The organism is Pseudoalteromonas sp. ASV78, from assembly GCF_047806705.1.
Lineage (GTDB): Bacteria > Pseudomonadota > Gammaproteobacteria > Enterobacterales > Alteromonadaceae > Pseudoalteromonas > Pseudoalteromonas prydzensis_A.
The window spans coordinates 1,559,007-1,584,353 of sequence record NZ_JBLOPA010000001.1 but is presented as its reverse complement, the minus strand read 5'-3'; the positions used below and the strand labels follow the sequence as shown (position 1 = coordinate 1,584,353).

Here is a 25,347-nt window from a genome sequence, read left to right as displayed (position 1 = left end):
GGATAGCTTGTTTTTTAATCGTCGCATTTTAATTGATCTAACAATCTGCTAGTTTCGACTAAGCAATGCGTTTTATTTAACGCCAGCTAGTTGAGCTTCACTGATCAAAAATGAATGCTCTAGTGAAGTAAAAAAGGGGACGAAATGAGAGTGGTTCATGCTTTAGTGTGTATATTTCTACTTGGGTGTTTTACCAGTTTACCTATAGTGGCGGGCGAAGGAAACGTGTCGGGAACATTGCTTGTTGTAAATAAAAAGGCTGATACGGTTGATTTCATCGACCTTAAAAGCCGAAAAATCAAATTAACGCTTGCAACAGGTAAAGGCCCTCATGAACTCGCTATGAGCGCTGACGGGCAGGTAGCTGTCGTGACTAATTATGTTGCTGGTAATAGTTTAACGGTGTTTGATGTTCGACAAGCAAAACAGGTTCGGACGGTTGATTTGTCTAGTTACCCAAGCCCGCATGGTGTGTTGTTTTTAAAAGATCAGCGAACAGTTGCAGTGTCTTCCGAGGGCTCGGATAGTGTAGTTATAGTCGATATTGAATCAGGCCAGATTGATAAAGTAATAGCTACAAAACAAAAAGGCTCTCATATGGTTGCATTACCAGCTTCAAGTGAACGAGTGTATACCACAAATATGAGATCTAATACGGTGTCTGAATTGGATGTTAAATCAGGTGCTTTACTGCGGAAAATTTCTACGGCAAAGGTGCCAGAGGCAATCACGGTAAATAAAAACGGCTCAGAGCTCTGGATAGGGAGCAATGATGACGGTTTACTCACTGTTTATGATTTAGAGCAGGCTAGAATTATTAAGCAATGGCAAGGGTTTAACTTTCCTTATAGAGTGTTACTCACACGCGATGAGCAGTTTGCCGTGGTCCCTGACTATAAAAATAATACCCTCGATGTTATCGATGCCAAAAATAAAGCGACATTGCATAAAATAGAGTTTTCCCAAGGTACAGGACCTAAAGGTGTTTTTTTTCACCCAGATGATCGCACGTTATTTATGTCCGCTTACGGGAAAAATAAGGTCATTGTTATTGATATATTGTCGGGTAAAACCTTATTTGAACTAGCCACTAGTGATGGACCAGATGGCATAGGCTACTCACCTGTGGTACTACCTTAAACTATCAGAGTGATACTTAGTCAACTCGCTTTGCGTGATATCATGTTGTTGAAATTCCCCATAAATTAAAAATTTTGCGGGAAAATTCAAATTAACTTTCAGTCTTATCTTTAAACTCTTTAGGGATTTCCTTTTCGAGTTTTTGCTCAACTGCAACTACATTCTTACCCATGGCGAATTTAGTACGGTTTGAAGCGCGGAAAATATGCGTATCTACGGTACGGCGATTGTAGGCTGGCTTAAATCTAAGGAAATTAGATGTAATTCGCTTTCAAAATATTGGTAGTTGCACCCTAAACATCAAAGATCGTATGCTTGCATTAGGCTTCATCGTAGCTTTTAGTTACAAAGTTAATCTGGTAACTCATATTACCTTGTGTTGTAGTTGCTATTAACTACAACACAAGATAGAGAATTATGTGTGAAAGAAGATATTGATGAATTAAAAAGTGAACTCCAAGCAAAACTTTTATTCTGGAATAATCTAAAAAGTAAAAAATTAAAGTCATATTTATATTAATAATTTTCGGCTTGATTGGATTAAAGGTTTTTACCACTATGTTAACTTTCGATTGGCTTACAGGGTTAATATGACCATTACTTTTCGTCCACTTAACCAGCGTGATATTAATTATTCAAAAGTTATTGAACTTTTTTTTGATGCTTTTCCTAACGTTCAACGACTACCAACATGGGTTGTTAAATATAGGATGAGGAATGGAAAAAATGGCTTTGATGTTATTTATGATCATAATAAATGGGTTGGTTTTCTCTATACTAAAGAATATAAAAAAATTGTCTGCGTAAAGTTTTTTGCGATATCTGAATCGCTCCGTTCAACAGGTTACGGAAGCAAAGTAATGGATGCTATGAACGAAAAGTATTCGGACAAAAGAATTGTTCTAACTATTGAAGAGCTTGATGAAAAGAAAGAAAACTATCAACAAAGAGTCAAGCGCAAAGCGTTCTATGAAAAAAATGGGTTCAGTTCTACCGGTTTTATTCTCAGAGAGCCAGCTGAGCGGCAAGAAGTGCTTATACGTGGGGGAACTATCTCTCAAGAAGAAATAGAAGCTATGTACAAGCATTTTTTAGGCAATTCATTGTTTTCTTTACTTAAAATCGAAGTATTAAAAATTGAATAGGAATACCGTCATTTGAATGTAATTGATTAGTCATTAGCAGTTAAATAATGCATACAAACAACTAAGATAAAAACTTAAAGTTTACTTATTGGCTCAAAAAAGAATAAACATTATTCAGTCTTATCCTTGAACTCGCACAAGTCTTCAATAATACAACTGCCGCATTTTGGTTTACGTGCCACGCAGGTATAGCGGCCGTGAAGAATTAGCCAGTGATGTACATCAACTTTAAATTCTTTTGGGATCACTTTTTCAAGCTTTTGTTCAACGGCGACAACATCTTTACCCATAGCCAGCTTAGTACGGTTTGATACACGGAATATATGCGTATCTACCGCGATTGTAGGCCAGCCGAAGGCGGTGTTGAGCACTACGTTTGCAGTTTTACGGCCAACGCCGGGTAGGGCTTCTAGGGCTTCGCGATTCTCAGGCACTATGCTGTTGTGTTGATTAACCAGAATCTCGCACATTTTATAAACGTTAGCAGCTTTGGAATTAAACAAACCGATGGTTTTAATGTAATCGCGCAGTGTATCGTGCCCTAAATCTAAAATGGCTTGCGGTGTATTGGCAACCGGAAAGAGCTTACGCGTGGCTTTATTGACGCCAACGTCTGTTGCTTGCGCTGATAGCGTTACCGCAACAAGTAGCTCAAACGGGCTTGAATATTCAAGCTCGGTTTCTGGATGTGGATTTTGCTCGCGCAGGCGAGAGAGTATTTCGTATCGTTTTTCTTTATTCATGCAACTTAAACGCACAGTAAATACTGTGCGCTTCCCCTTAAGTTAAACTGGTGACCCTTGCTCGTGGGCCTTTTTCGGCCACTGGTGGTGCAACTTGCTTTGCTTTTATTTGTGTGTCAATGACATTTTTAGCCGCAATCAGTAAGCCTAAACCTAAAAATGCACCGGGTGGTAGAATAGCCAGTAAAAATTGATTATCAAAACTAAATACTTCAATGCGTAACACGGATGCCCATGGGCCAAGTAATAAATCAGCGCCATCAAATAAGGTGCCTTGACCGATCAGCTCACGCATTGCGCCAAGCACAACAAGCACTACCATAAAGCCAGAGCCCATCATTAAACCGTCAAACGCTGATAAATGAATCGGGTTTTTAGACGCATAGGCTTCCGCGCGGCCAATAATGGCGCAATTTGTTACAATTAAGGGAATAAATATTCCCAACGATTGATATAAGCCAAACGTATAGGCATTCATTAATAGCTGCACTATGGTTACAAAGCCTGCGATAAACATCACAAATACAGGAATGCGGATGTCTTTTGGCACCCAGTTACGCACTGCAGAAATTGTGATGTTCGAGCCAACTAATACCAGTAGAGTGGCTAAACCTAGGCCCATCGCATTGGTTATCGTCGATGTGACGGCCAGCAGCGGGCACAAACCGAGCAATTGTACGAGGGCAGGGTTATTTTTCCACATTCCTTCGTTAAACAGTTCTTTTAATTGGCTCATGGTTCACCTATTTGGCATGCGTTATCGGCACTAAATACCGCATCGAAATTATTTTTTGAGAATAACACAGCGTGTTTCACTGAGCCAACCACAGCACGGGGTGTGATCGTCGCCCCTGTGAACTGATCAAAACTACCGCCATCTTTTTTTACTGCCCAACGTTCGTCGTCTTCACTTAGTAGTGTTTGACCTTTAAATGAGGTGATCCATGATGACTTTTTTATTTCTACTTTATCACCAAGCCCTGGGGTTTCTTCATGCTTTGTAACACGAACACCAGCAACCTCACCATTAGTAAACACCGCAGTTAATAACTCGATATCACCACTGTAACCTTTGGGCGTTACGTGGCGCATCACTAAAGCAATAGGCTGGCCATCTTTACGGGCACGGTATATTGTTTGTGGATGATCGCCTAATAGCGGATCATCGATGATGGCGCAATCTTGATAAAGAGTATTATCGTAAAAATCAGCAGCGAGTACATCTTGCAATTGTAATGAAAGTTGTTTGCGCTCTTGCTCGGCAATATTATCTGCGGTGAGGCTATGAATAACTCCCACAGCGCCGGTAGTGAGCAGGGCAAATAGGGCTAAAATACTGCCATTTTTTGTCATTGATGAAATGATCATTTATTCACCCCATGGCCATAGGTACGTGGTTGAGTGTAATAGTCTATCAGTGGCACGGCCATATTTAGTAGTAACACTGCAAAGGCCATTGCATCGGGGTAGCCACCAAAAGTACGGATCAAATAAACTAATAAACCAATTAGCGCGCCGTAAATTAACCGGCCGCGATTAGTGGTGGCTGCCGAAACTGGATCGGTGGCAATGAAAAATGCCCCCAACATAGTCGCGCCGCTGAATAAGTGAAACACCACACCAGGCTCAGTACCCGGTGCTGCGATATAACCAATTGCGCTGCACACTGCAATTGATGCAAGTACCCCAACTGGGATATGCCAATTGATGACTTTTGCTTTGATCAGGTATAAACCACCGAGCAAAAAGCCAAGATTTATCCAGCCCCAACCTTGGCCTAGCCAACTATTAAAAATAGCGGCTTGCATACTCTCTGTTACGGTTAAGCCATGTGCGATATCAGTCTTAATGGTATCCAGTGGCGTGGCCATTGTTACGCCATCAACCCCGACTCGCAGTTGATCAACACTAAAGCCACCGCTTGTAAAGCCGTTGAAAACCACGCTCAGTTGCTGACTAAAGCTAATAGAATTTGCGAGTAAGTCACTGACTGGCATCCAAGTGGTCATTTGTACAGGGAATGAAATTAGCAGTAATACATACGCTGCCATGGCGGGGTTAAATAGGTTAAAGCCAAGCCCACCATAGAGCTGTTTCACAATGACAATGGCAAAAAAGCTACCGATCACAATAACCCACCACGGTGCCAACGGTGGAATACTCAGTGCTAATAACACTGCGGTAAGCCATGCACTGCCATCACTCAATGCAGGCCATACAGGGCGCTTTCTAATAAGAATGATAATAGCTTCACTAATACTGGCTGTGAGCAACGCTAAAACAAGCTGAATTATTACGCCAGTACCAAAAAAATACAGTTGCGCGATAAGTCCAGGAATACAGGCTAAGATCACTGTTTGCATCAACCTGCTCAGTGATTTATGGCTGTGGCTATGCGGCGAGCTGGCCATCGTTAGCTTCATTACTTATCACTTCCTTCTTGTTGTAGTTTCTTCGCTTTTGCTCGGGCAATAGCAGCTGCGACTGCGGCCTTTTTCTTGTCTTGTGCCGTTTGTTCTGGTTTATCTTCAGCGATTTTAGCTTCGCTTCTAGCAGTAGCTGCCGCCTCACTTTCAGAATTGTCATTTTCTACGCTTGCTGCTTGTTCAGCCTGTGCTGCCTTTTTCGCTTTCGCACGGGCAATAGCAGCAGCGACGGCGGCTTTTTTCTTGTCTTGTGCCGTAGTTTGTTCTGGTTTATCTTCAGCGATTTCAGCTTCGTTTCTAGCAGTAGCTGCCGTATCACTTTCAGAATGGTCGTTTTCTACGTTTGCTGCTTGTTCAGCCTGTGCTGCCTTTTTCGCTTTCGCACGGGCAATAGCAGCAGCGACGGCGGCTTTTTTATCATCGGCCGGTGAGGTTGTAGCTGTTTCGCTTTCAACCTTATCAGTTTCTAGCGTATCCATTTGTTGTGCTTGCGCTGCCTTTTTCGCTTTCGCACGGGCAATGGCAGCTGCGACAGCGGCTTTTTTATCGTCAGCTGTCGTGGTCGATGCTGTTTCATTTTCAGTATCGTCGTTTTCTACGCTTGCTGCTTGTTCAGTCTGTGCTGCCTTTTTCGCTTTTGCACGGGCAATAGCGGCAGCGACGGCGGCTTTTTTATCATCGGCAGGTGCTGCGTTAGTGTTACCATCGTCACCTTCTGATGCCGCCGCTTTTTTCGCTTTAGCGCGGGCAATCGCAGCGGCTACCGCTGACTTTTTATCATCCGGATCAGCTGGCGTATCGCTTGTGGCTTTTTGCTCTTTGTATTTGCGAGCTTGCTCTTTGCGCGCTGCGCGCTCTAGTGCAACGTCACTGTTATCTGGTTCAAGCGTTGCATCTTGATTTTGCTTTTTAGCTTTGGCGCGAGCAATTGCAGCAGCGACGGCTGATTTGTCGTCATCTTTTGCGGGTTTGTTTTTAACGCGGGCGAGAGCATCGGCAATTTTTTGTTTTTCGTCAGCTGATTTTTCAGTCGCTGGTTTGCGCTTATGACGGTTTTGTCGTGCTTCTTGCTCACGTTCAAGACGTTGCTTGCGCAGTTCAAAACGCTCTTTGGCACGCTCAGCTTTAACTTGCTCAGCTTGTTGTTCTTTTATTTCAACTTTGGCTACACGGTAGTATTGTACCAATGGAATTTCACTTGGGCATACATACGCGCAAGCACCGCACTCTATGCAATCAAATAGGTTATGCTCTTTCAGCTTGTCGTATTCTTTTGACTTAGCAAACCACTGTAATTGTTGAGGTAATAGCGAAGCAGGGCAGGCATCTGCACAGGCACTACAGCGGATACAGGCTTTTTCAGGGCCCGGCTCCGCCAACTCATCATGATCTGGCGCTAAAATACAGTTAGTGGTTTTTACTACACCAATACGTACGGTTGGTAAGGTAAAGCCCATCATTGGGCCGCCCATCACCACACGTTGTTGTGGTACTGGTGAAAATCCTTGGCAATCTAATAGGTGCTTTATCTCAGTACCTAATAAAGCCCACACATTACCAGGCTTATGAATTGTATTACCAGTGACAGTAATAACTCGTTCAATCAGTGGCTTACCTTCATAAACCGCTTGATTAACCGCAAATAAAGTACCGACATTTTGCACTAATACACCAATATCAGCTGGTATGCCGCCACTGGGTACTTCTTTATTGGTGAGTAACTTAATTAATTGTTTCTCACCACCAGAGGGGTAAATAGTCGGAACTGTTTGAATGATTATTTTGTCATTATGCGCAGCTGCGGCCTGCATGGCTGCAATGGCTTCAGGCTTATTATCTTCAATGCCAACGATAGTGAGTGTTGGCGTAAGTAACTGCTGCATGATCTCGATGCCAGCGATAATTCCCTCAGCATGTTCACGCATCAGCATATCGTCAGCAGTAATATAGGGCTCACATTCCACAGCGTTAACAATAAAATACTCGATCGCTTTGCGGCTATTAGCTTTGATATAAGTCGGAAATCCTGCTCCACCCATGCCAGCAATACCGCGATCATGAATAATATCGATAAGTTGATCGTGAGAAAGTAAGCTTGGTGTTGTCACCGGTGCTAATGCGCACCAGCTGTCTTGGCCATCGGGCTCAATAATGACACTTAACTCAGGCAATGCTGATGGATGTGCCGAAGGCATTTGGCAAATATCGGTAATTACACCAGACGTTGGTGCGTGGATAGGCACGGACCAATTCGCAACGGGCTTAGTGAGAGCTTGACCTTTTAGTACCTGTTGACCTTTTTCGACAAGCAATTTGCCATTAGCACCAATGTGCTGCTTTAAAGGGACAACTAGCTTGTCGGGTAAAGGCAGGCGAGTAATTGCTTGGTTTGTGGAAATGGCTTTTTGTCCCGGCGGATGAATACCACCTGAAAATGGCCACACTTTACCTTGTTTTATTTGTGCGATTAGCTTTTCCATGTGTGGCCCTTAATCAATTTGTGTAACTGGGATTGCATCAAGTTGCCATTTCCACGTTTGTTTCGTGGTTTTAACAGGCAGCATGTCAATGCAGTCAACAGGACAAGGTTCAACACATAGATCACACCCTGTGCATTCATCAATCAACACAGTATGCATTTGGCGCGTGGCACCAACAATAGCATCAACAGGGCAGGCTTGAATGCATTTCGTACAACCAATACATTCATCTTCACGAATATAGGCAACGGTTTTGATTGGCTCAGCTTGCTCATCACCGGCAAGGGGTTTGGCATCAACCCCCATTAAATCAGCTAATTTTTTTACAGTCGCATCGCCACCAGGAGGGCATTTATTAATTTCGTCGCCATTGGCAATCGCTTCAGCATAAGGACGACAACCCGGGTAGCCGCACTGGCCACATTGTGTTTGCGGTAAAATAGTATCGATTTGTTCGACGATAGGATTGCTTTGCACACGAAAACGTACCGCGGCAAATCCTAAGATCAAACCAAAAATAAGTGCCAGTGAACCCAGCGCAATCAAGGCATAAAACAAGGTCATGTTAAAACTTCACTAATCCTGTAAAGCCCATAAAGGCCATCGACATTAAGCCTGCGGTGATCATCGCAATCGATGCGCCTTTAAAGGGGGTAGGTACGTCTGCAGCGTTTAAGCGTTCACGAAGCGCTGCAAATAAAACCAGTACCATAGAAAAACCAACGGCAGCGCCAAAGCCATATACCGCTGATTGTAAAAACGTATGATCTTCTTTGATATTTAATAGTGCAACACCTAACACCGCACAGTTGGTGGTGATCAAAGGTAAAAAGATACCAAGCAAGCGATACAGCGTTGGGCTGGTTTTTCTGACCACCATTTCGGTGAACTGAACCACCACCGCAATCACTAAAATAAAGCTCAAGGTACGTAAATAGGTGATATCAAGTGGGATCAAAATATATTGATTAACCAGATAGCTTGTCACAGAGGCTAGCGTTAACACAAAAGTGGTCGCAAGAGACATGCCTATTGCGGTATCTAGTTTGCCAGATACACCCATAAACGGGCATAAACCTAAAAATTGTACTAACACAAAGTTATTAACCAGTACCGTGCCGATCAACAGCAAGACATATTCTGTCATGTTCGCCTCAAGCTATAATAAACGCCGACATTATCCTTTTTTATTGGCGGTTTAACAACACGTAGTAGGCAAATAAACCGCTCATTTAGTAATGATAGTGAATTGCATTTAGAATTTTATAGCATGATAAATAAACATTAACTGTTCATTAACTTGGTTACAGGCATTTGGACTGGTAAAGCAGCTCAGGGGAGGGGGAATAAACCAATAGAAAACTAAAGAGGTGCATAAAGCACCTTTTAGATTGATTAAATGTCTTTTGGCTTTTCGATGTAATAACCTTGCACACCATCAAGGCATAAAGTCTCGATAATATGTTTTTCTTCTTGGCTTTCAACGCCTTCAGCAAAAACACTAACGCCAATTCGGTGTGCTAAATCCACCATTAAACGCATAAAGTATTGGTTATTCTTATCTTCTTCAAGGCCACGAGTATAACTTGCATCCATTTTGATAAAGTCTGGCTTTAAATCACGGAAAAACTTAAACGAGGTTAAACCCACACCAAAGCGCTCTACTGTGATCCGCGCACCAACACGGTGGATCATATCTATAAAGCGTTTACTGGCTTTAATATTTTGCTGTAAGCCAAATTCACTCACTTCAAATACTAATTTTGAAGCAATATTAGTGTCTTTTAATAAGCGGCGTTCTAACCAAATTACAAACTGATCATTATGCGCGCTTGAAGCGGTCACATTCAAACCAAAGAATTTTTCAGAGAAATTACGGCTTTTAATTTTTTCTAGGGATGAATTAATGATCAAACGATCAATTTCCATCGCCATATCAAGTTTTTCAGCCATTGCTAAAAACGAAGCCGTAGGCAACACTTGATTTTCAGCGGTTTTAAAACGCACTTGAATTTCAGCGTAAGCTTTAATGCTTTTACCAATCGGCATAATATTTTGCATTACTAAATGCACGCGTTCAGATTCAATGACTTCATTGATCACTTTACGCCAGTTTTGGTTGCCAAATCCAGCACTGACATTATTAACTAAATCTGTTTCACGTTGTACATGCCATGCATTCGCTTGTTTTGATTGCGCCATACTCATCGCATTGTCCACCACTGAAAGTAGCTCACCCAATGGCTTGCCTTTTTCGTAGCCAACAATACCTGTGTTTGCCACTGAGCTTAATTCTTGAGTTTGTTGATATTGAGTAAAGCGAGATTGTAAGTTATCACCAAAACGTTCAGATTCTTTTAGCGGTGTGTTTGGTAGCACAACGGCAAAATCTGAGCTGTTTAAACGAAAAACCTTGCTGTCAGTGTAAGTGCCACTGATATGCTTAATGATGTCAGCGACTGCTTTGACATATTCATCGCCTTTTTGATAGCCACGGGTTTGGTTGATTGCTTGTAACTCACTACAACGCACCATAGCCAGTGAACCAAAGGTACTTTTTTCGCTGCTCTCAATATGCTTTTCATAATACTCAACAAACATATTACGGTTACCAAGCTCAGTCACCACATCTTTATAGGCTTCTTGCTTGATAGAATGTGCGGCATTTTGAATATCATCATGTTTACTTTGTAAAAAATGCGATAAACGGTTAAAGCTTGGTATTAAATCAACCCCCAACTGTTTTATTTTGCTGCTGTTAATTGCAGTTTCAAGGCCGCTATTGACTTGATTTTGATTGATATAAACATCAATAACTTCGGCCACCGTCATGCTGATATTGCGATTTAATTTTTTAAACATGGTTTTCATGAAAACAATCGGAATAATGGCCATTAAGCCTGATACTAAAATAACAATAAATAACCCTTGTTGTAGTAACAAGCCCAAGTTGTTGGCATTTATCATGAATTCAACTTTTATATCTGACGCTTGGTTAACTGCAAATTGTGGGCGAATAGAATTAAAACTTGTAGCTACTAATTGGGCAATAGCGGGTAAAGGAGTAGGGGATTGAATATTAATTACTTCTTTGCCTTGCTGATCACGCAGAATAAATGAGGAAAAAGTATTGCCATCAGCAAGCACTTGCTGAAGTTTCTCAGGGGCTATATCGGCAATCGAATGTTTATTTATATAGTTATTAACCACTAATTGCGTTTTATGTTGTGCATTACTTGCTGCATTGTCAAACGCTGATGCAACAAAGTAACCACCAATACTCGCAAACAATAGCCAAGATATTAATTGAATAAATATGAGTTTTTTAAAACCAGCCATGTCTTATTCTTTTAGTAGATCAAAGGGAAAGGAATCATATCCTTGATTAATCAAAATATTTTATACATGTTAATTGTATAGTAAGCGTAAACGTTTTGATTTTAGTAGAGTAGAGGAATTATTTGGGAAAGTCTAATGGATTATTTAAGTTGGCTCCCCCTCCCCGACTCGAACGGGGGACCTGCGGATTAACAGTCCGTCGCTCTAACCAACTGAGCTAAGGGGGAACTACAATAACTTAAATTTATATGATTTGGCTCCCCCTCCCCGACTCGAACGGGGGACCTGCGGATTAACAGTCCGTCGCTCTAACCAACTGAGCTAAGGGGGAACAATATCATATTACATAAACTTGGCTCCCCCTCCCCGACTCGAACGGGGGACCTGCGGATTAACAGTCCGTCGCTCTAACCAACTGAGCTAAGGGGGAATCGTTTATGGTTGAAAAGATTGGCTCCCCCTCCCCGACTCGAACGGGGGACCTGCGGATTAACAGTCCGTCGCTCTAACCAACTGAGCTAAGGGGGAAGCGTATGTGCCTTTCAACGGGGCGAAATATTAATGACCGCGCTGCAAAGTGTCAACACATAAAACCGGATAAACAAAAAAAAGCAGTCTGTTCGATGTTTTTATGTTCGATCTGGCTGTTTTGTAGCTTTTTTTATCCTTATTTTACTGTTTTAGATCGTGATGTTTTATCAAACTGCGACTTTTCAAGGTTACTAAACAGTCAAGTTGACTGTACTGTAAATTATAAAAAGTGAGCATTTATGTACTTTTGTACGAATAAGTTTATGAAATACGCTTTTTTAACGCACGTGGTTAAAGTTGCAAACTCACGCAGATTAAATTTACCTGTGTATTTAATCTGCCCTGAATGAAAAGCGCTGAAAACTAAATTAGGTGGAGATCTTGCTGCTTAATTTGTTGTCGTAACACTAACTGCGATAGTAATGTGATTCTTATTTATTATTTTATTTCAATTGGTTAGTGTTTGTTTTTCGATCTGGGTTGGTATCCAAATAAAGTCAGTAGCTCATTGGTACAAGGGCTAAGTATGTTTTTTGAGCTGTTTGTGTAACTAACAGATCTAAATGATAAACAGGGAATAGATAAGAATAGATGGGAAAACGCGGGAGAAATAAGGGTTTAAGCCCAGTTTAAGTAAAATTAAGTGCGATCTTAAAAAGTGCGAAAAAATGATAATTTCAAGTGCGAAACCGCGATAAACACGGCTTACATTGATAAATTAAAAGATAAGCTCAGCTTTTACAATTTTACCCAAAAGCCCCAACGTTTTTAAAATATAGTGCGATTCAGTCTCGCCGCCTTCAACGCTAAAGACCAGGTCTTTACGCTCAGCGCTATCAAATACTAATTTCAGCTTTGTTGCTGTAAGTACCAGCTTTGCAGCGAAGTGCTCAGCATTCATAGGGTTTAGAAACGCATACATGCTATTTGCATCAATAGATTTTGAGTTTGTATTGATAAAAATAGTTGCCCCAATAGGTATAAGCTTATGTGAAACTTCAGTAATTTTTACTTGCATCAATTCACTTGCTACGTTGTAAGTCACGCTTGGCTCATTAACTGATTTTATTTCGTAATAGCCTCTTTCACCAGGCTGTAACGCCTTTAACGCCTTATTGATAGCATCCTCTGATGCTTTTGAGTCTTCTAAACGTTTTATTAGAATTTCATCGAGCGGTACTTCAACTATAGATGCAAACTCAACTAGGTAATCAAAATTTGGGTCGCGACTATCTTCATACTTTGATTGAGTATTACGATGCACTCCTGTGCGCTCAGCAACAGTGCCGATGTCCAGAAACTTGCGTTCTCTAAGCGCTTTTAAATACTGATTGAATGCAGCCATACCCGTTAATAATTTGCCAAAAGGTGTACATAATAATTATTTAAACACACATTTCAGTGCATACAAAATAAAAAACACAGTTCGGTGTATTTCGAACTGCGATCCTTTCGCACTTTTAAAGCGCGAAGCGCGATCCTGTCAATCCAATCAAAGTTAAAAATAAATAGTCTTAACAATCAATCGCTTAACTACTATGCACACAAAATTGTGCAAATAAACCTTGTATGCACAATTTTGTATGCGTATATTTGTGTGCATGAATACAAAATACACATGTTAAGGTGCATAAATGGAAAGTGCAGATCGTCCAGGCTGGACGGTAACAGAAATAAAAGCAGCACTAGAGAGCGAAGGTTGGTCATGTCGGCAACTTTCATTTAGTCGCGGCTATGCGTCTAATGCTGTGCAAACTGCACTGCATAGGCCCTACCCATTAGTTGAAAAAATTATTGCCGAAGTTATTGGCGTGAGCGCCTTTGAAATATGGCCTGAGCGCTATGGTAACGATGGTAAGCCAAATCGTAAAGCTGGACGTCGCAGTAACAAAAGGAGTGTGTAATGGAACTATACACAGCACATCAAATTGCAGCATATATGCTCGTTAATAAGCGCAGCATTCAAATTAAAGCAAAAAATGAGAATTGGCCCTTTACTGAAATAAAAGGTCGAGGTGGGAAAGTACGCAAGTATGCACTTGCTGATCTTCCTGCACACATATGTGTGCAGTTGAAAGAGGCAATACTTAAAGAAACAGCCAGCCCAGCAGCCGAAGCCGGAAAAGCCTATCTTGCTGTAAATGAACAAAGTGATCGCTTTAATCAAGAGCAAGCAACGCAGCAAAAGCACGCGCACCTAAAGCAGTTAGCAGGGCTTGATAACATACCGCCTAAAGCAAGTGCGAAAAATCACATTTTAAAAGCAGCTGAGAACTTTGTAAGTGCGAATAACCTTGCAAAAGTTGCTGGTTTTGACTTGTTCAGTGAGCGCTATAACCAAGGCATGTTAGATATTCCAGCAGAGTACAAAAGCTTAATACCTTCTGTTTCTCGCATCACATTGATCCGCTGGCAAAAAACAGTGCAACAGAAAGGCATTGCAGGACTTGCTGTAAAAATTAAGCGCTCAGGTAAATCAATCATCGACTCTGATCCAGAGCTTAGCGATTTTTGCATCGCTATGATTTACCAATACCCGCACGTAAAAGCCACCCAAGTAAAAGAGGGGCTAATAGCTCGTTTTTACAGCCAGGGTAAAGCTATCCCAGCAGAAACCACAATCCGTGAATGGCTAACACGTTGGAAGCGCGAAAACAGCGCGCTCTATACCAAAATGGCAAACCCAGATGCTTGGAAAAACAAGTTTATGTCTGCGATGGGTAAAATGGACGAAAACATTACGCGTATTAACCAGTTGTGGGAATTCGATTCAACCCCGACTGACGTAATGCTCGTTGATGGCCGTCATTCGTTGATCGGCATTATCGACGTTTGTACGCGCCGTGCAAAAGTTGTTATTCATCCAACCAGCGACAGCACCGGTATTTGTTTAGTTATCCGCAAAGCAATACTTGATTGGGGTATTCCCGAAATTGCTCGCACAGATAACGGGAATGATTACACCTCAATTCAAATTACCAGCGTGTTCGATGCACTCGACATAAAGCACGAAACAACAAACCCGTTTAGTGGTGAAGAAAAGCCATATATAGAGCGTTTTTTCAAAACCTTCTCGCACGATATAGCAGAGCTATTAACAGGTTATATCGGTCACAACGTATCAGAACGCCAAGCAATCGAAGCGCGCAAAACTTTTGCACAGCGCCTATTAGCAAAGCAAGGTAAAGATAAATCAGCCATTGAAATCAACATGACCGCGCAGCAGCTGCAAGCGTTTGTAGATAACTGGATCGACAGCCGTTATCACCACAAACCGCACAGCAACATAGGAAATAAAACACCGTTCGATTTATTCGCAGCAAGCCGCGACCAAATCAAAGTGATCAAAGACGAGCGCTTACTCGATGTAATGCTACAGCCAGTACCATCAAATCGTGGTCTACGAAAAGTTGGTAAAGAGGGGATTAAGTTAAGTGGCGGGTTCTATATTGCCCCTGAGCTTGGCGCAATAGTAGGCGATGAAGTGCTGTGCAAATGGGACCCTAAAAATGTAGGCCGTATTTACGTATTTAATCGCATGAATAACGAGTTTATTTGTATCGCAACAGACCACGAAATCGAATCAGCTGGTATGACCCGTCAAGACGTAGCACAGCATGCAAAACGTAGCCAAGCAGCGGAAACATCACGCAAGCTAAAAGAGCTTAAAAAGACCGCTAAATCAGTAAATGTATCAGATATAGCAAACGAAGTACTCAGCCATTACACAACCAAAAATAAAGCACTGGCAACACTGCCTAAGCAATCAGTTGAGCACACTAATGTCATTACCCAGTCAGCTATAAAAGCACTTGATAGCAAGCCTGTCACAACCTACAGCGACGAGCAATTAAGCGAGTTTGAAAAGCGCCGTAAGCAGCTAGAAAGCGAAGCCGCCGCAGCCAATGTAAACCCAACACCGTTATTCAATAACACCCGTGATAAAGCCATGTACCACAAAAAACAGCGCTTAACTAATCAGTTAAGTGATGTAGATGCAGGCTGGCTTAATACGTGGGAGCAGCAAAACCGTGCCTTATCAGCACGACTAGATGACCTTTTAACAGAAATGAACGCAGCACCCGCTGCACCAACTCAATTACACAAACAGTAAAGGAATAAACCATGAAAACCAAAATCGCAATCGTAAGTAATGTAGTAGCCACACAATTAATGGTTGAATCGCTTACTCAGCGCGCGTATGGCGTGCCTGGGATTGGTTTAATTTACGGTGAGCCAGGACTAGGTAAAACCACCGCTACGGCATGGCTGGTAAACCGCTGTAACGGCATCTACATCCGTGCTACATCAGGTATGACATTAGCCCAGCTATTACGCCAGATAGTCAAAGAACTAAGCGGCCCTGATATCCACACTAAAGAGGGCATGCTCAATTACATCATTGAAAGCATGGCAACGTCTATAAACCCACGCACCTTGTTTATAGACGAGGCAGACTACTTATTAAACGACAAAGAAGCCCTAGAAAGTGTACGCGATATACACGACTTAACCAGCTGCCCAGTAGTGTTAATTGGCATGGAAGCAGTGCGCCGTAAATTGCAACGGCATAAGCAGTTTTATAGCCGTATCAGCGAGTGGTTAGAGTTCATGCCCACCCAGTTTGAAGACTTACAAATCATCGTTAATGCAGTCATAGAGCCAACGCTCACTATCCAAGACGACTTATTAAAACAGCTACTGAGTGACACCGATGGCGAAGTACGTCGCATCATCACAGGGCTTTCAAAAGTAGAGGCATTTGCACTGGCTAACGGCTTAACCAGTATCGACCTACAGCAGTGGGGCTCAAAAGAATTTTTCCTTAAAAAAGCGTAGGAGAAACCAGTGAGCCGCCAACAATTACAAGACGCATGGCAAGCAATGAAAATCCTAAAACGATTTTCATTGCAGCAAGTGCGCGACGCAGTACAGCACACCACATTAGACAGCCTAAAAGCCTTTGCAAAGCGCTTAGTCGCAGCAAATGCAATTGCTGAACATGTTGATCACGAGGACATTAACTACAGCATTTTAAATGCCAGTTATAACCCGTTTGAACAGCCTGTAAACAGTGGTGACAAAAACAAAAACTCAGGGAGACAACGTATGTGGCAATCAATGCGGATCTTAAACGAATTTGACGCAGGCCAAGTGGCAAGTACCGCTAATGTGTCGTTGTCATCAGCTCGCTCATATATCTCAATACTTAAAAAAGTAGGGTACATATTTGTTGTAAAAAATGCTCCGCGTTCAGGCTCATTAATAGAGCGAGCAGGGGAGACAACTATTTACCGCATGCTTAAAAATACAGGCCCCAAGCGGCCAATCCCTAAAACCAAAGGCGTTTTTGATGCCAATACAAATAAATTAGTCAAATTCAAGTCAGTAACACGTAAACCCGTGCAAATGGCCCCTGTAAAGCTAGGAGAGGCACATGACTACCAATAATTGGTTAGACGTTTTAAAGGAAGAAATAGCAAAGCAAGGGATGCGTGCTGTAGCTGAAAAACTCGGTGTCAGTAAAGCAACGGTTAGCCAAGTTGTAAACGACAAATACAAAGCCTCTACACACGTAATACAGCAACGTGTAGAGGGCGTATTTATGGCGTTTGTAGTTAATTGCCCAATCTTAGACGACATACCAGTAAACGTATGCATAGAGCATCAATCTAGAAAATTTGCAGCAACCAATCATGTGCGTGTAGCGCTTTATAGAGCATGCCGTAACGGTTGCCCCCACTCAAAAATATGCGGGAGTAAATAACAATGGAACTACGCAACACACTAAAAGAGCTACAAAAACAAGGGCTGCAAGTTATCAGCTCACACAAAGGCTTTAGCCGCCATGTAATCGAAGTAGTAGGCAAAGCCCCAGCTCATTTACCAGTAATAACCGAAACCAAAAACGGGCTAACGCGGCAAGTTCGCCCAGCAAAATTACACGGCCAAATCATCATGTTTATAGAAGGATAAACCACCATGCCACAAGATTTTTTAATTAATCATAAAGGCCAACAAGTGCCTATCAAGGGCATCCGCCCAGCAGACATAATTCGTCATGAATTTGTGCAAACAGCGATTGAACTAGCCAAGGCGCAAAGCCAAGCCCTTGCTGAGTTTAAAAAGCAGCAAATGAGCGAGTTTGACGCATTCATGGGCTTACTAGCCCAAGAGTACGCAGTAGAAATGGGCGGTAAAAAGGGCAACGTCACACTACGCAGTTTTGATCACAAGCAAAAAGTAACGCTACAAGTGCAAGAAAGCATTGAGCTTGGCCCAGAGCTACTAGTAGCAAAAGAGTTAATAGACGAGTGCCTAAACGAGTGGAGCGCAAACGCTAACGAAAACTTGAAGCTTATTATTGAGCAAACCTTTGCCACGGACAAGAAAGGCAAGGTTTCAGTGCAAAAAGTGCTAGGGCTACGCCGCCTTAAAATCACCGACGACAGCGGTAAATGGCAGCGTGCCATGGACATCATAGCCGATGCAATTCAAGTCATAGACTCAACCCGCTTTATTCGTTTTTACGAAACCGTAGGCGAGCAAGAACGCGCAATATCACTTGATATAGCCAAGCTGTAAGGAGCACTAACCATGGAAGTTAAACCAACAATTCAAGTAAACGAACACAGCGACCTACAAGCAGTTGTAACCCTTGTAGCTAAAAGCAAAGAGCCAGTAAATATCAACTTTGTGTTTCAAAACATCACATTTGTAGTGCAAAGCCAGCTGGTTGGCATCAACCCACCAGTGCAAAAAGGCATATCACAACCCAGTTAAGTAACCCAAAAGCGCGCATGGATGCGGCTTTTTATCAAAGTGTTTTAACTAAAGCTAAAAGCACTTCGATAAACAGCAAACAACAAACAACAAAAGGAGGTCACATGGCCTATATCGTAAAACCAGAATTAGAGCTAAAGCAGCTTGCTGCCCTAGTTAAATTCTTAGAGTGCTCACACAAGCTAGCAGTAGACACCAGTGCATTTACAGCCCAAGAAGCCGCCGACATCGGTCAAGGTTACTTAGCACTACGCGAGCAGTTAGAAGAGTTTAAAAATGACTAAAGCAAAGCTGATACAGCTCATTCATATAGCAAAAGGGCAGCTAGGGCTAGACGATGACACCTACCGCGCCGCATTACTTGGCTCAGCGGGTAAAACGTCATGCAGCCAAATGAGCCTACCCGAGCTAAACCAAGTCTTTGATCACTTTAAAAAAGCAGGGTTTAAAGCCAAGGCTAAGCGCCGTTTAAGCCCTAAATCATCTCCAAAGCAACATGGAGAAATAAACAAAATTCGCGCTATTTGGATCACTATGCACAAACAAGGTTTTGTACGTGATGGCTCAGAAACCGCCCTAGACAGCTACGTAAACCGCATGTTAAACCGCGCAAAAGTGGGGGGGAACGTCAGTTACCACACCCATTTTTTAACGCTCACACAGGCAATAAAAGTGCTAGAGCCGCTTAAAAAATGGCACAAACGCGAAATGATCGCGCACCTAAAAACAAACGGCATGCAAGCGTATGAAGCGTTTTTTGACGAAATAACAACGCAAACTTACGCACGGCCAATACCACTTAGCACCGTACCCCATAAATCATACCCAGCGGTATGCGACATATTTGAGATCAGCACCAATGAAATTAACCCGTTGCCCCGTGTGTAAAAGCCACCTAAGCCTAGATCAACTAGTGCAAGACGACGCAGGCAAAGAGCTATTAAGCATCGTTGCCAACATCAACAAACGCACAGCCCAGGCATTGGTCGGTTACTTAGCCCTGTTTCGCCCAGCAAAGCAGGACTTAAGCGCCACACGCGCAGTAAAACTAGCCCGTGAAGTACTCGTACTAACCGAGAACGTAGCAGCACTGGGCCATGCCATGGAGCAAACCACTAATTCAATTATGGCAAAGCGAGTAGGCCAACCAAACATCAAGCCGCTTGCAAACCATAACTACTTAAAACAAGTGCTCACCACCTCACTAGAGCAAATAGTGCAGCCAAGCGCCGCAGAACGTAGCCGCAGTATGGAAGTAAAACGCCAGGGCTTAGAAATGAGTGAGCAGCAAAACCACCAAGCCTATTTAGAACAAATGAGCCGCTACGGCGCAAAAGTAAATAAGGAGGACAAATGAGATTAGGCCAAAAGCTTGTAATGCAAGCATTAGAAAAAGAGCAAAAGCGTTTAACGCTTAAAGCTCAAAAAGCAGCCCAGCTATCAGAGGAATTTATAAATGCTACTTCAACAATTTCAGAAGTAAGAAGTAAGGCTACTGAAATATTGCGATCAGGCGAATATGAAAAAAGAATCAGTGAATTTGAAGAGTTAGCAAACCAAGAAAAAGCCGCACTCAAATTAATGAAAAAAGATCCGATGAAAGTTTTTGATGCTGAACATTCAACCCGTGATGAACTCAACGATTTTAATAATGAACTTTCATTTTTAACAATGAGATATAACCGAGGTGGTTTATGAGCGAGCAACAATCAGAGCTGTTTGGTGAAAGCGTAGAGCAGCTGCAAGACTGCCTAAGCAAGCTATCTACTGAGGATGCAGCCGAAGTACGTAAACGCTGGCCGAGTAACCTGCAATCGCTAGCGCTGCTCATTGAAGCAGAATTAAACAAAGCCAAAGTGAATGAACCTCAACTCATTGGCGAGTCAATCACCCTAGCAATTGGCCATTACTTCGGTGGCCGCGATGTGTACATACCTACCGACCAACGGCTAAAAGCCGCGCTGCGCGATATACAAATATGGCAAGAGTATCGCGGTAATAACGTTGAAGCCCTGGCTATTAAATTTGGCCTAACAGAGCGACGTATAGCCGAGATCATCCAACACCAACGCGCGGTAGAAACCCAGCGCCGCCAAAGGAGTTTATTCTAATGAGTGAAGCAATCAAAATGGCCGCAACTGCTGCCGACTGCGTAGAAGAATTAATAACCGATATGCTTAGCGGTAATCACCCTGACAACTACGTACTACTGGGGACGTTGCAGTCAGCTAATACAGATATACAAGTACAGCTGCATGTAATGCAAGACGAACGCAAGTTCATAGATGAAGTAGGCGCACCACTGATAGCTAAAACGCCCGCAGCGCTTGCAAGTACCAGCTCGAAAGACCTAGAGTTTATGCTTATCCATAAGCCAAATGAGTTACTAAAAGGCATTACCGAACTACAACAAAAGTTAAATGAGTACACAGATGAAAAATAGAATTGAATGTTCAGAATCAGCATGCAAATGGACTGGAACAGAGAGTGAAATGAAGCAGAAAAAAGATCCTGAATTTTCTTTTGCTTATACTTATGTTTGCCCTAAGTGTGGAAATGACACTTACTATGAGTTAGCAGCACCAATTCAATGTGAGCGAGTTGATCACATTAACCAGTTAATAAAAATCATCGCAAGCTATGGGCGTAAGTTCTTTGATCATAAAGGCACAATAGCAACCATGGAAAAAGATGCTAAAGGCAAGGTTTGGTTTGTTGATGAATATACACGACGCCGTATTTATGTAGCGTATAAAGGCGAGTGGCGAGGTTTTCATCATGGTGGTACGTTAAGAAACTTGGTTGAGGATTTTTATGCTTATATTAAAACTGGAGAACAAATTGATATTAGGCTGTTAGCCTTTAAAGGTTTTAGAACCGATGGTTCAAATATTTGGGGTTATCCGCCAAAAGATGCTGTAAAAATGCGTAAAGATGCATTAAAGCTACCTTGCTGCAAAGAATACTAGTTAAAACCAAATCAGATAAGTGATGTGAAATGTACGCATTAATTAAAGGTAAAGAATCACCAGAGCGTGTTGCCGCACTCATAGAGATAACACGTTTGAAAAGTGAATCCATAAAAGCTGGTGTGTATGACTGTTTATGTAGAGGAATAAGTGAGCCAATATCAGCCAAGTTAAATCAAGTGCCACAGCAAAACTTAAACCGCGCTCTAAAGCGACTCAACGCACTAAACGCCCAAATAGAACAGGTTAAAGAGTTAGATTGGGCAAGGTTTAAAAAAGAAATAGGGGATTCAAAATGAAACAATTAACTAAAGAGCAAGCGATTGAGTTAGGTAATACTAAGTGGTGGGGGCATGTAAACACTGCAAGTATTGCTGCATTTCAGCTAACTCAAGAAATGCTGTGTTGTCCCATTGAAGTTTATGTAAATGCATTAAGCGGCACTCTTGGTCGCAATGTATATACACATGAACTAGATAAACCGGAGTTATTAATTAGGGAAATGAATAGAGAAATTAAAACGCCGTCAGTTGATGAAATCATTGCCATGTTACCCTATGATAAAACAGCCGTAATAAAAAGGAGTTAATCAGATGCAAGATGAGGAAAGAACGAGTGATACTCAGCATAAAAACAAGCTTTATTGTGGTTCTGAGGCATTTATAAAACTCAAAGCAAAAGCAAGTATTCTCTATGGAAATGAGTTCAAGTATGACGGTTACACAATCATTGAAAACACTGAATTAACACCAGGTCAAATGATTACCAGAGATAAAGATTTAGCTGAACTGCTTAAAGGTCATGTAGAGTACAAGCCATTAAATGAGAAATAAAAAGTTAAACTTCCAATAAAAAAGCCGCATGATGCGGCTTTTTTATTGCTTAATTAATCCAGTGTTGAACAGAGCTTAAACTCGTACCATTATGGTTTAAAAAGCAATTAAATGGTTTTGAATCCCCATAACCCCCATACCCATTTTTAGCATTAACCTGCATTGCTAATACTTGCCTAGCGCCGCTAGCGTCACTACGCCATTGGTGTTCATGAGATAAAACAACAAATGAATGAGGGTCACGCCACCCGCCAGTTTTTAGCGCCAGGTCAGAACATTGCTTTAATAATTCATCACTTACCCCATTCGACTTAGCTGATTTGTCGTCTTTAATATTAAGCTTCTCAGCGTCGGGGCTGCACGGTGTTTGGCTAAACGTGGGCACATCGTCAATGATACATTTGTAAATTGCAGCATGGCTTGAAAGTGGTAATAGCGCAGTTAAAACAAGGCCAAGGTATTTCATAAATTAAGTCCTTTTAAATGTGTGACTAGCGAAAAAAGCAAAGTTGCAGTACCATAAAAAACTTTACTGCGGCTGTCTACTTTTTAGATAAACTTTCCCGAAACACCGCACGGCCAACACCTAAGCACAACCCCCCACAATACCGAAAAACAACAAGGCTTTTCGGTATGTTCGTATTTGATCCCCACAACTTAAATTACTTTAAACAATCGCCAGAAATACAAGCGGCGCTTGCCCCGTACTCGCTTAAATTTGCCCAGTGTATATTAGCTATTTTGTACTTAGAGGGCGGCTTACGCAGTGACGGCGGGTTAAACGATATAGCCTCAGACCGTGGCGGACTTACAAAATACGGCATAAGCCAGCGCGCATACCCAAACCTAGACATTGAAAATCTAACCCTTGCCCATGCTGTAAGACTTTATCACCGTGACTATTGGCGTGCTATGTACTGCGAGCAAGTCCACGAAGGTGTTGATTTTATGCTGCTCGATGGTGCAGTACAGCACGGCGCACCCGCCATGACCCAATTAACCCAGCGATTAGTTAACTCAAAGCCCGATGGTCGCATGGGGCCAAAAACCTTAGCCGCTATCGTAGAGCGCCCAGCACTTAGCCTAACCGTATTGCTCAGCGTGAATCGTGGTCGCAAGTACGCCCGTATTTGCGCGAATGACCCAAGTCAGAAACCAAACCTAGAAGGCTGGTATAACCGCTTGGCTCATGCCTCTGAATACGCTGTTAAACAGCTGTTAGAGGTGCATTAAATGGGCAGCAATTGGGAGTGGTCATATCAAAAAGGCCGCGAGAAGCGCATGGAGCAAGAGGTAGATGCGCGCATGCATAACATGCCATTCGATCCGCGCAAAATCCCCCTGCATAGCCACTGCGGCACTATGCAAAGCTATTTCAACAAAGGCTGGCAATCAGTCAGAGCCATCGATATACAGCTACGCGTAGACGGCCAACAAAGCTTTAAAAACGCCCGCGAAGCCCTCAAAAAACGTTTTGGAGAACTCAATGGTCGCTAAAGTAAAGCCACTTACCCCAGCTCAACGAACTGTAATAAAAGAACTTGCCCTTGCTTTAGTGTTTAGTGAACTTGAAACACATGTTGTTAAACCGAAGTATGAAGAGGCAACCGGTAAAAAGTATAACCCGCAACATCCGGAGTCATTAACTAACACGATGTTAAGTCAAAATCCAAAGACTAAACAGGTTTGGCAGGCGTTGCAAAAAGAAATTACCAACGAGCGCAAGCGACAATTAAAGTTTGGTGAGGAGCAAGTAAATGGCAATTAGCAACTGGTTTAACGTGGTCGAGCCTGTCACCAAGTTGATTGACAACCTCTTTACTAGCGACGAAGAACGCTTAGCCGTTACCAACGAACTTAAGCGCATTGAAAACGCAGCCCAAAGCCAAGTGCTAGAGCTTGAGGGCAAAATTGTCGAGCTACAAGGCAAAGTGCTAGAGGCGCAATCGCAAATTATTACCGCCGAGGCCAAAGGCGAAAGCTGGTTACAACGAAACTGGCGGCCAATCACCATGTTGACGTTTTTAGTGTTGGTGTGCTTTGACTCATTTGGCTGGTTGGCGTTTCGCTTATCAGCACAGGCATGGGACTTACTGCAATTAGGCATCGGCGGTTATGTTATTGGCCGCACCGTTGAAAAGGCAACGCCAGGCTTTAAGCAAAGTTTTAAAAACGTAATTGAAAAAGTAAGGAAACCAAATTGAGCAAATTTGACGACGCGCAAAAAATAGAACAACACCTGTTAGATGCTGCGCTATCCATGCATCGAGAAAAATCAAATAAACCAGGGGCTGAGTTTATGCACTGCCAAGAGTGCGGCATTGACATACCCGCAGCACGGCGTAAAGCAGTTAAAAACTGTAGTACATGTGTTGAGTGCCAATCACTCATTGAAATTAAACAACAGCACTATAGGACGTAGCATGGATTTTATTTTGGAGTGGTACAAAGCCTTTCTAACCGTAGGTATTGCCATCGTGGGGGCTGGTGCGTTGGCATGGTTGCGCAGTACCTTTGTAACAAAAGCCTTGCATGAAATAGGTTATAAATCGTTAGAAAGCCGTTTAAGTGCTGTCGAGAAAACCATTGAAGACTTGCCCAACACAGAAGACTTACACGAACTAGATAAACGTTTGATTGAAGTAAGCGGCAAAATCGACGGGCTAAACCCTCAGCTTGCAGACCTAAAACGCTTAACGGATCTATTAATGGAAAACGAACTCAGAGGCACGCGAAATGGCGATAGTTAACGACAAGTGCCAATGCGGCGCAGCAATAACCGTACTAACAGACACAGATAAAACCGAGGCTGGTTATCAAAATATACCAGCTCAGGTTGTCACCACCGACGATTTTGATAATGGCATTACAGATTACACATTGTTTCGATGCATGCGTTGCAGCGAACCAGTAGAAGAAACCGTGCCAGCCCTTAAGCCCCACCCATAGGAAAAACAC

Annotated in this window: 37 protein-coding genes, 4 tRNA genes and 1 pseudogene; 27 read left to right on the top strand and 15 right to left on the bottom strand. The window is 42.4% G+C overall.

Annotation, left to right across the window (positions count from 1 at the left end; all coding sequences use genetic code 11):
* Window positions 1-144 precede the first annotated feature (144 nt).
* Window positions 145-1,140 (top strand): YncE family protein, encoded by a 996-nt coding sequence (locus tag ACMVDV_RS07245; RefSeq protein ID WP_416157690.1) that lies wholly within the window; start codon window positions 145-147, stop codon window positions 1,138-1,140.
* A 109-nt stretch (window positions 1,141-1,249) separates the two neighbouring features.
* Here ACMVDV_RS07245 and ACMVDV_RS07240 read toward each other — a convergent pair.
* Window positions 1,250-1,357: pseudogene (locus tag ACMVDV_RS07240) on the bottom strand (endonuclease III); the annotation flags it as partial.
* A gap of 373 nt (window positions 1,358-1,730) precedes the next feature.
* Between ACMVDV_RS07240 and ACMVDV_RS07235 the strand changes: the two are divergent.
* The gene (locus tag ACMVDV_RS07235; RefSeq protein WP_416157689.1) at window positions 1,731-2,285 is read left to right on the top strand and encodes a GNAT family N-acetyltransferase; all 555 of its coding nucleotides are present in this window, start codon (window positions 1,731-1,733) and stop codon (window positions 2,283-2,285) included.
* A gap of 110 nt (window positions 2,286-2,395) precedes the next feature.
* Here ACMVDV_RS07235 and nth read toward each other — a convergent pair whose 3' ends face one another.
* From nth to ACMVDV_RS07170, 13 genes are all read right to left on the bottom strand, one after another.
* Window positions 2,396-3,028: an endonuclease III gene (gene nth, locus ACMVDV_RS07230; protein WP_416157688.1), complete on the bottom strand. Its 633-nt coding sequence runs from the start codon at window positions 3,026-3,028 to the stop codon at window positions 2,396-2,398.
* A 37-nt stretch (window positions 3,029-3,065) separates the two neighbouring features.
* Complete coding sequence (locus tag ACMVDV_RS07225) at window positions 3,066-3,764, bottom strand: electron transport complex subunit E (RefSeq protein ID WP_416157687.1); 699 nt, start codon at window positions 3,762-3,764, stop codon at window positions 3,066-3,068.
* A complete protein-coding gene (gene rsxG, locus ACMVDV_RS07220; protein ID WP_416157686.1) occupies window positions 3,761-4,396 on the bottom strand; it encodes an electron transport complex subunit RsxG in 636 nt (211 codons plus the stop codon). Before rsxG ends, ACMVDV_RS07225 begins: the two co-directional genes overlap by 4 nt.
* Window positions 4,393-5,451 (bottom strand): electron transport complex subunit RsxD, encoded by a 1,059-nt coding sequence (rsxD, locus tag ACMVDV_RS07215; RefSeq protein ID WP_416157685.1) that lies wholly within the window; start codon window positions 5,449-5,451, stop codon window positions 4,393-4,395. Before rsxD ends, rsxG begins: the two co-directional genes overlap by 4 nt.
* Complete coding sequence (gene rsxC, locus ACMVDV_RS07210) at window positions 5,451-7,934, bottom strand: electron transport complex subunit RsxC (protein ID WP_416157684.1); 2,484 nt, start codon at window positions 7,932-7,934, stop codon at window positions 5,451-5,453. The genes rsxD and rsxC overlap by 1 nt, the downstream gene beginning before the upstream one ends.
* A gap of 9 nt (window positions 7,935-7,943) precedes the next feature.
* Complete coding sequence (rsxB, locus tag ACMVDV_RS07205; RefSeq protein WP_416157683.1) at window positions 7,944-8,498, bottom strand: electron transport complex subunit RsxB; 555 nt, start codon at window positions 8,496-8,498, stop codon at window positions 7,944-7,946.
* Between the two features lies 1 nt (window position 8,499).
* Window positions 8,500-9,081: an electron transport complex subunit RsxA gene (rsxA, locus tag ACMVDV_RS07200; RefSeq protein ID WP_304180553.1), complete on the bottom strand. Its 582-nt coding sequence runs from the start codon at window positions 9,079-9,081 to the stop codon at window positions 8,500-8,502.
* Between the two features lie 248 nt (window positions 9,082-9,329).
* Entirely contained in the window at window positions 9,330-11,273 is a 1,944-nt protein-coding gene (locus ACMVDV_RS07195; RefSeq protein ID WP_416157682.1) for an EAL domain-containing protein, read from the bottom strand.
* A gap of 150 nt (window positions 11,274-11,423) precedes the next feature.
* Window positions 11,424-11,500: transfer RNA gene (locus tag ACMVDV_RS07190), tRNA-Asn, on the bottom strand.
* Window positions 11,501-11,527: 27 nt separating this feature from the next.
* Window positions 11,528-11,604 (bottom strand) — tRNA-Asn (locus tag ACMVDV_RS07185).
* 22 nt (window positions 11,605-11,626) lie between these two features.
* Window positions 11,627-11,703 (bottom strand) — tRNA-Asn (locus ACMVDV_RS07180).
* A 21-nt stretch (window positions 11,704-11,724) separates the two neighbouring features.
* Window positions 11,725-11,801, bottom strand: a tRNA-Asn gene (locus ACMVDV_RS07175).
* Between the two features lie 721 nt (window positions 11,802-12,522).
* Entirely contained in the window at window positions 12,523-13,149 is a 627-nt protein-coding gene (locus ACMVDV_RS07170; protein WP_416157681.1) for a helix-turn-helix domain-containing protein, read from the bottom strand.
* 289 nt (window positions 13,150-13,438) lie between these two features.
* Between ACMVDV_RS07170 and ACMVDV_RS07165 the strand changes: the two genes are divergently transcribed.
* The 18 genes from ACMVDV_RS07165 to ACMVDV_RS07080 all read left to right on the top strand — a co-directional run bounded on the left by ACMVDV_RS07165 (window position 13,439) and on the right by ACMVDV_RS07080 (window position 22,389).
* Window positions 13,439-13,708 (top strand): helix-turn-helix domain-containing protein, encoded by a 270-nt coding sequence (locus ACMVDV_RS07165; protein WP_416157680.1) that lies wholly within the window; start codon window positions 13,439-13,441, stop codon window positions 13,706-13,708.
* A complete protein-coding gene (locus ACMVDV_RS07160) occupies window positions 13,708-15,918 on the top strand; it encodes a Mu transposase C-terminal domain-containing protein (RefSeq protein WP_416157679.1) in 2,211 nt (736 codons plus the stop codon). The genes ACMVDV_RS07165 and ACMVDV_RS07160 overlap by 1 nt, the downstream gene beginning before the upstream one ends.
* 11 nt (window positions 15,919-15,929) lie before the next feature.
* Complete coding sequence (locus tag ACMVDV_RS07155; RefSeq protein WP_138561784.1) at window positions 15,930-16,643, top strand: AAA family ATPase; 714 nt, start codon at window positions 15,930-15,932, stop codon at window positions 16,641-16,643.
* A 9-nt stretch (window positions 16,644-16,652) separates the two neighbouring features.
* Window positions 16,653-17,255, top strand: coding sequence for a hypothetical protein (locus ACMVDV_RS07150; protein ID WP_416157678.1), 603 nt, complete (start codon window positions 16,653-16,655; stop codon window positions 17,253-17,255).
* On the top strand, window positions 17,242-17,571 hold the full coding sequence (locus ACMVDV_RS07145; RefSeq protein WP_416157677.1) for a helix-turn-helix domain-containing protein: 330 nt from the start codon (window positions 17,242-17,244) through the stop codon (window positions 17,569-17,571). Before ACMVDV_RS07150 ends, ACMVDV_RS07145 begins: the two co-directional genes overlap by 14 nt.
* Before the next feature lie 2 nt (window positions 17,572-17,573).
* Window positions 17,574-17,780, top strand: coding sequence for a hypothetical protein (locus ACMVDV_RS07140; protein WP_416157676.1), 207 nt, complete (start codon window positions 17,574-17,576; stop codon window positions 17,778-17,780).
* A gap of 6 nt (window positions 17,781-17,786) precedes the next feature.
* On the top strand, window positions 17,787-18,389 hold the full coding sequence (locus ACMVDV_RS07135) for a DUF3164 family protein (protein WP_416157675.1): 603 nt from the start codon (window positions 17,787-17,789) through the stop codon (window positions 18,387-18,389).
* A gap of 12 nt (window positions 18,390-18,401) precedes the next feature.
* Window positions 18,402-18,587 carry a hypothetical protein gene (locus ACMVDV_RS07130; protein ID WP_416157674.1) on the top strand — a complete coding sequence of 62 codons (186 nt, stop codon included), beginning with the start codon at window positions 18,402-18,404 and terminating at the stop codon, window positions 18,585-18,587.
* Window positions 18,588-18,691: 104 nt separating this feature from the next.
* Complete coding sequence (locus tag ACMVDV_RS07125) at window positions 18,692-18,871, top strand: hypothetical protein (protein WP_416157673.1); 180 nt, start codon at window positions 18,692-18,694, stop codon at window positions 18,869-18,871.
* Complete coding sequence (locus tag ACMVDV_RS07120) at window positions 18,864-19,475, top strand: gp16 family protein (RefSeq protein WP_416157672.1); 612 nt, start codon at window positions 18,864-18,866, stop codon at window positions 19,473-19,475. The genes ACMVDV_RS07125 and ACMVDV_RS07120 overlap by 8 nt, the downstream gene beginning before the upstream one ends.
* Window positions 19,447-19,944: a hypothetical protein gene (locus ACMVDV_RS07115; protein ID WP_416157671.1), complete on the top strand. Its 498-nt coding sequence runs from the start codon at window positions 19,447-19,449 to the stop codon at window positions 19,942-19,944. Before ACMVDV_RS07120 ends, ACMVDV_RS07115 begins: the two co-directional genes overlap by 29 nt.
* The gene (locus ACMVDV_RS07110) at window positions 19,941-20,285 is read left to right on the top strand and encodes a hypothetical protein (RefSeq protein ID WP_416157670.1); all 345 of its coding nucleotides are present in this window, start codon (window positions 19,941-19,943) and stop codon (window positions 20,283-20,285) included. Before ACMVDV_RS07115 ends, ACMVDV_RS07110 begins: the two co-directional genes overlap by 4 nt.
* On the top strand, window positions 20,282-20,698 hold the full coding sequence (locus ACMVDV_RS07105) for a Mor transcription activator family protein (RefSeq protein WP_416157669.1): 417 nt from the start codon (window positions 20,282-20,284) through the stop codon (window positions 20,696-20,698). Before ACMVDV_RS07110 ends, ACMVDV_RS07105 begins: the two co-directional genes overlap by 4 nt.
* Window positions 20,698-21,030 carry a hypothetical protein gene (locus tag ACMVDV_RS07100; RefSeq protein WP_416157668.1) on the top strand — a complete coding sequence of 111 codons (333 nt, stop codon included), beginning with the start codon at window positions 20,698-20,700 and terminating at the stop codon, window positions 21,028-21,030. Before ACMVDV_RS07105 ends, ACMVDV_RS07100 begins: the two co-directional genes overlap by 1 nt.
* Entirely contained in the window at window positions 21,020-21,556 is a 537-nt protein-coding gene (locus ACMVDV_RS07095; protein WP_416157667.1) for a hypothetical protein, read from the top strand. Before ACMVDV_RS07100 ends, ACMVDV_RS07095 begins: the two co-directional genes overlap by 11 nt.
* 29 nt (window positions 21,557-21,585) lie before the next feature.
* Entirely contained in the window at window positions 21,586-21,855 is a 270-nt protein-coding gene (locus tag ACMVDV_RS07090; RefSeq protein WP_416157666.1) for a hypothetical protein, read from the top strand.
* Window positions 21,852-22,145 carry a hypothetical protein gene (locus tag ACMVDV_RS07085; protein WP_416157665.1) on the top strand — a complete coding sequence of 98 codons (294 nt, stop codon included), beginning with the start codon at window positions 21,852-21,854 and terminating at the stop codon, window positions 22,143-22,145. The genes ACMVDV_RS07090 and ACMVDV_RS07085 overlap by 4 nt, the downstream gene beginning before the upstream one ends.
* Before the next feature lie 4 nt (window positions 22,146-22,149).
* Window positions 22,150-22,389: a hypothetical protein gene (locus ACMVDV_RS07080; RefSeq protein ID WP_416157664.1), complete on the top strand. Its 240-nt coding sequence runs from the start codon at window positions 22,150-22,152 to the stop codon at window positions 22,387-22,389.
* Between the two features lie 49 nt (window positions 22,390-22,438).
* On the opposite strand, the gene ACMVDV_RS07075 is transcribed toward ACMVDV_RS07080, so the two are convergent.
* Window positions 22,439-22,855 (bottom strand): DUF4124 domain-containing protein, encoded by a 417-nt coding sequence (locus tag ACMVDV_RS07075; protein ID WP_416157663.1) that lies wholly within the window; start codon window positions 22,853-22,855, stop codon window positions 22,439-22,441.
* A gap of 167 nt (window positions 22,856-23,022) precedes the next feature.
* Between ACMVDV_RS07075 and ACMVDV_RS07070 the strand changes: the two genes are divergently transcribed.
* From ACMVDV_RS07070 to ACMVDV_RS07040, 7 genes are read left to right on the top strand one after another with little or no spacing between them, the layout of a single operon-like run.
* A complete protein-coding gene (locus ACMVDV_RS07070) occupies window positions 23,023-23,622 on the top strand; it encodes a glycoside hydrolase family 108 protein (protein WP_416157662.1) in 600 nt (199 codons plus the stop codon).
* Window positions 23,623-23,886, top strand: a complete 264-nt coding sequence (locus ACMVDV_RS07065; protein WP_416157661.1) for a hypothetical protein — start codon at window positions 23,623-23,625, stop codon at window positions 23,884-23,886. It begins immediately after the preceding gene.
* Window positions 23,876-24,157 carry a hypothetical protein gene (locus ACMVDV_RS07060; RefSeq protein ID WP_416157660.1) on the top strand — a complete coding sequence of 94 codons (282 nt, stop codon included), beginning with the start codon at window positions 23,876-23,878 and terminating at the stop codon, window positions 24,155-24,157. The genes ACMVDV_RS07065 and ACMVDV_RS07060 overlap by 11 nt, the downstream gene beginning before the upstream one ends.
* Entirely contained in the window at window positions 24,147-24,593 is a 447-nt protein-coding gene (locus tag ACMVDV_RS07055; RefSeq protein WP_416157659.1) for a 3TM-type holin, read from the top strand. Before ACMVDV_RS07060 ends, ACMVDV_RS07055 begins: the two co-directional genes overlap by 11 nt.
* On the top strand, window positions 24,590-24,811 hold the full coding sequence (locus tag ACMVDV_RS07050) for a TraR/DksA C4-type zinc finger protein (RefSeq protein ID WP_416157658.1): 222 nt from the start codon (window positions 24,590-24,592) through the stop codon (window positions 24,809-24,811). Before ACMVDV_RS07055 ends, ACMVDV_RS07050 begins: the two co-directional genes overlap by 4 nt.
* Before the next feature lies 1 nt (window position 24,812).
* Window positions 24,813-25,139 (top strand): DUF2730 family protein, encoded by a 327-nt coding sequence (locus ACMVDV_RS07045; protein ID WP_416157657.1) that lies wholly within the window; start codon window positions 24,813-24,815, stop codon window positions 25,137-25,139.
* Window positions 25,126-25,338: a hypothetical protein gene (locus ACMVDV_RS07040; RefSeq protein WP_416157656.1), complete on the top strand. Its 213-nt coding sequence runs from the start codon at window positions 25,126-25,128 to the stop codon at window positions 25,336-25,338. Before ACMVDV_RS07045 ends, ACMVDV_RS07040 begins: the two co-directional genes overlap by 14 nt.
* Window positions 25,339-25,347 lie beyond the last annotated feature (9 nt).

What these genes read in the sequence shown, in the direction of transcription:
- ACMVDV_RS07045 (WP_416157657.1), top strand. Translation starts at nt 24,813, where the DNA reads ATGGATTTTATTTTGGAGTGGTACAAAGCCTTTCTAACCGTAGGTATT.
- rsxB (WP_416157683.1), bottom strand. Translation starts at nt 8,498, where the DNA reads ATGACCTTGTTTTATGCCTTGATTGCGCTGGGTTCACTGGCACTTATT.
- ACMVDV_RS07135 (WP_416157675.1), top strand. Translation starts at nt 17,787, where the DNA reads ATGCCACAAGATTTTTTAATTAATCATAAAGGCCAACAAGTGCCTATC.
- ACMVDV_RS07195 (WP_416157682.1), bottom strand. Translation starts at nt 11,273, where the DNA reads ATGGCTGGTTTTAAAAAACTCATATTTATTCAATTAATATCTTGGCTA.
- nth (WP_416157688.1), bottom strand. Translation starts at nt 3,028, where the DNA reads ATGAATAAAGAAAAACGATACGAAATACTCTCTCGCCTGCGCGAGCAA.
- ACMVDV_RS07055 (WP_416157659.1), top strand. Translation starts at nt 24,147, where the DNA reads ATGGCAATTAGCAACTGGTTTAACGTGGTCGAGCCTGTCACCAAGTTG.
- ACMVDV_RS07080 (WP_416157664.1), top strand. Translation starts at nt 22,150, where the DNA reads ATGCAAGATGAGGAAAGAACGAGTGATACTCAGCATAAAAACAAGCTT.
- ACMVDV_RS07125 (WP_416157673.1), top strand. Translation starts at nt 18,692, where the DNA reads ATGGCCTATATCGTAAAACCAGAATTAGAGCTAAAGCAGCTTGCTGCC.
- rsxC (WP_416157684.1), bottom strand. Translation starts at nt 7,934, where the DNA reads ATGGAAAAGCTAATCGCACAAATAAAACAAGGTAAAGTGTGGCCATTT.
- ACMVDV_RS07115 (WP_416157671.1), top strand. Translation starts at nt 19,447, where the DNA reads ATGAAATTAACCCGTTGCCCCGTGTGTAAAAGCCACCTAAGCCTAGAT.
- ACMVDV_RS07130 (WP_416157674.1), top strand. Translation starts at nt 18,402, where the DNA reads ATGGAAGTTAAACCAACAATTCAAGTAAACGAACACAGCGACCTACAA.
- ACMVDV_RS07160 (WP_416157679.1), top strand. Translation starts at nt 13,708, where the DNA reads ATGGAACTATACACAGCACATCAAATTGCAGCATATATGCTCGTTAAT.
- ACMVDV_RS07140 (WP_416157676.1), top strand. Translation starts at nt 17,574, where the DNA reads ATGGAACTACGCAACACACTAAAAGAGCTACAAAAACAAGGGCTGCAA.
- ACMVDV_RS07120 (WP_416157672.1), top strand. Translation starts at nt 18,864, where the DNA reads ATGACTAAAGCAAAGCTGATACAGCTCATTCATATAGCAAAAGGGCAG.
- ACMVDV_RS07235 (WP_416157689.1), top strand. Translation starts at nt 1,731, where the DNA reads ATGACCATTACTTTTCGTCCACTTAACCAGCGTGATATTAATTATTCA.
- ACMVDV_RS07085 (WP_416157665.1), top strand. Translation starts at nt 21,852, where the DNA reads ATGAAACAATTAACTAAAGAGCAAGCGATTGAGTTAGGTAATACTAAG.
- ACMVDV_RS07070 (WP_416157662.1), top strand. Translation starts at nt 23,023, where the DNA reads ATGTTCGTATTTGATCCCCACAACTTAAATTACTTTAAACAATCGCCA.
- ACMVDV_RS07225 (WP_416157687.1), bottom strand. Translation starts at nt 3,764, where the DNA reads ATGAGCCAATTAAAAGAACTGTTTAACGAAGGAATGTGGAAAAATAAC.
- ACMVDV_RS07040 (WP_416157656.1), top strand. Translation starts at nt 25,126, where the DNA reads ATGGCGATAGTTAACGACAAGTGCCAATGCGGCGCAGCAATAACCGTA.
- ACMVDV_RS07155 (WP_138561784.1), top strand. Translation starts at nt 15,930, where the DNA reads ATGAAAACCAAAATCGCAATCGTAAGTAATGTAGTAGCCACACAATTA.
- ACMVDV_RS07245 (WP_416157690.1), top strand. Translation starts at nt 145, where the DNA reads ATGAGAGTGGTTCATGCTTTAGTGTGTATATTTCTACTTGGGTGTTTT.
- ACMVDV_RS07065 (WP_416157661.1), top strand. Translation starts at nt 23,623, where the DNA reads ATGGGCAGCAATTGGGAGTGGTCATATCAAAAAGGCCGCGAGAAGCGC.
- ACMVDV_RS07105 (WP_416157669.1), top strand. Translation starts at nt 20,282, where the DNA reads ATGAGCGAGCAACAATCAGAGCTGTTTGGTGAAAGCGTAGAGCAGCTG.
- rsxA (WP_304180553.1), bottom strand. Translation starts at nt 9,081, where the DNA reads ATGACAGAATATGTCTTGCTGTTGATCGGCACGGTACTGGTTAATAAC.
- rsxG (WP_416157686.1), bottom strand. Translation starts at nt 4,396, where the DNA reads ATGATCATTTCATCAATGACAAAAAATGGCAGTATTTTAGCCCTATTT.
- ACMVDV_RS07090 (WP_416157666.1), top strand. Translation starts at nt 21,586, where the DNA reads ATGTACGCATTAATTAAAGGTAAAGAATCACCAGAGCGTGTTGCCGCA.
- ACMVDV_RS07095 (WP_416157667.1), top strand. Translation starts at nt 21,020, where the DNA reads ATGAAAAATAGAATTGAATGTTCAGAATCAGCATGCAAATGGACTGGA.
- rsxD (WP_416157685.1), bottom strand. Translation starts at nt 5,451, where the DNA reads ATGAAGCTAACGATGGCCAGCTCGCCGCATAGCCACAGCCATAAATCA.
- ACMVDV_RS07145 (WP_416157677.1), top strand. Translation starts at nt 17,242, where the DNA reads ATGACTACCAATAATTGGTTAGACGTTTTAAAGGAAGAAATAGCAAAG.
- ACMVDV_RS07100 (WP_416157668.1), top strand. Translation starts at nt 20,698, where the DNA reads ATGAGTGAAGCAATCAAAATGGCCGCAACTGCTGCCGACTGCGTAGAA.
- ACMVDV_RS07165 (WP_416157680.1), top strand. Translation starts at nt 13,439, where the DNA reads ATGGAAAGTGCAGATCGTCCAGGCTGGACGGTAACAGAAATAAAAGCA.
- ACMVDV_RS07110 (WP_416157670.1), top strand. Translation starts at nt 19,941, where the DNA reads ATGAGATTAGGCCAAAAGCTTGTAATGCAAGCATTAGAAAAAGAGCAA.
- ACMVDV_RS07075 (WP_416157663.1), bottom strand. Translation starts at nt 22,855, where the DNA reads ATGAAATACCTTGGCCTTGTTTTAACTGCGCTATTACCACTTTCAAGC.
- ACMVDV_RS07170 (WP_416157681.1), bottom strand. Translation starts at nt 13,149, where the DNA reads ATGGCTGCATTCAATCAGTATTTAAAAGCGCTTAGAGAACGCAAGTTT.
- ACMVDV_RS07060 (WP_416157660.1), top strand. Translation starts at nt 23,876, where the DNA reads ATGGTCGCTAAAGTAAAGCCACTTACCCCAGCTCAACGAACTGTAATA.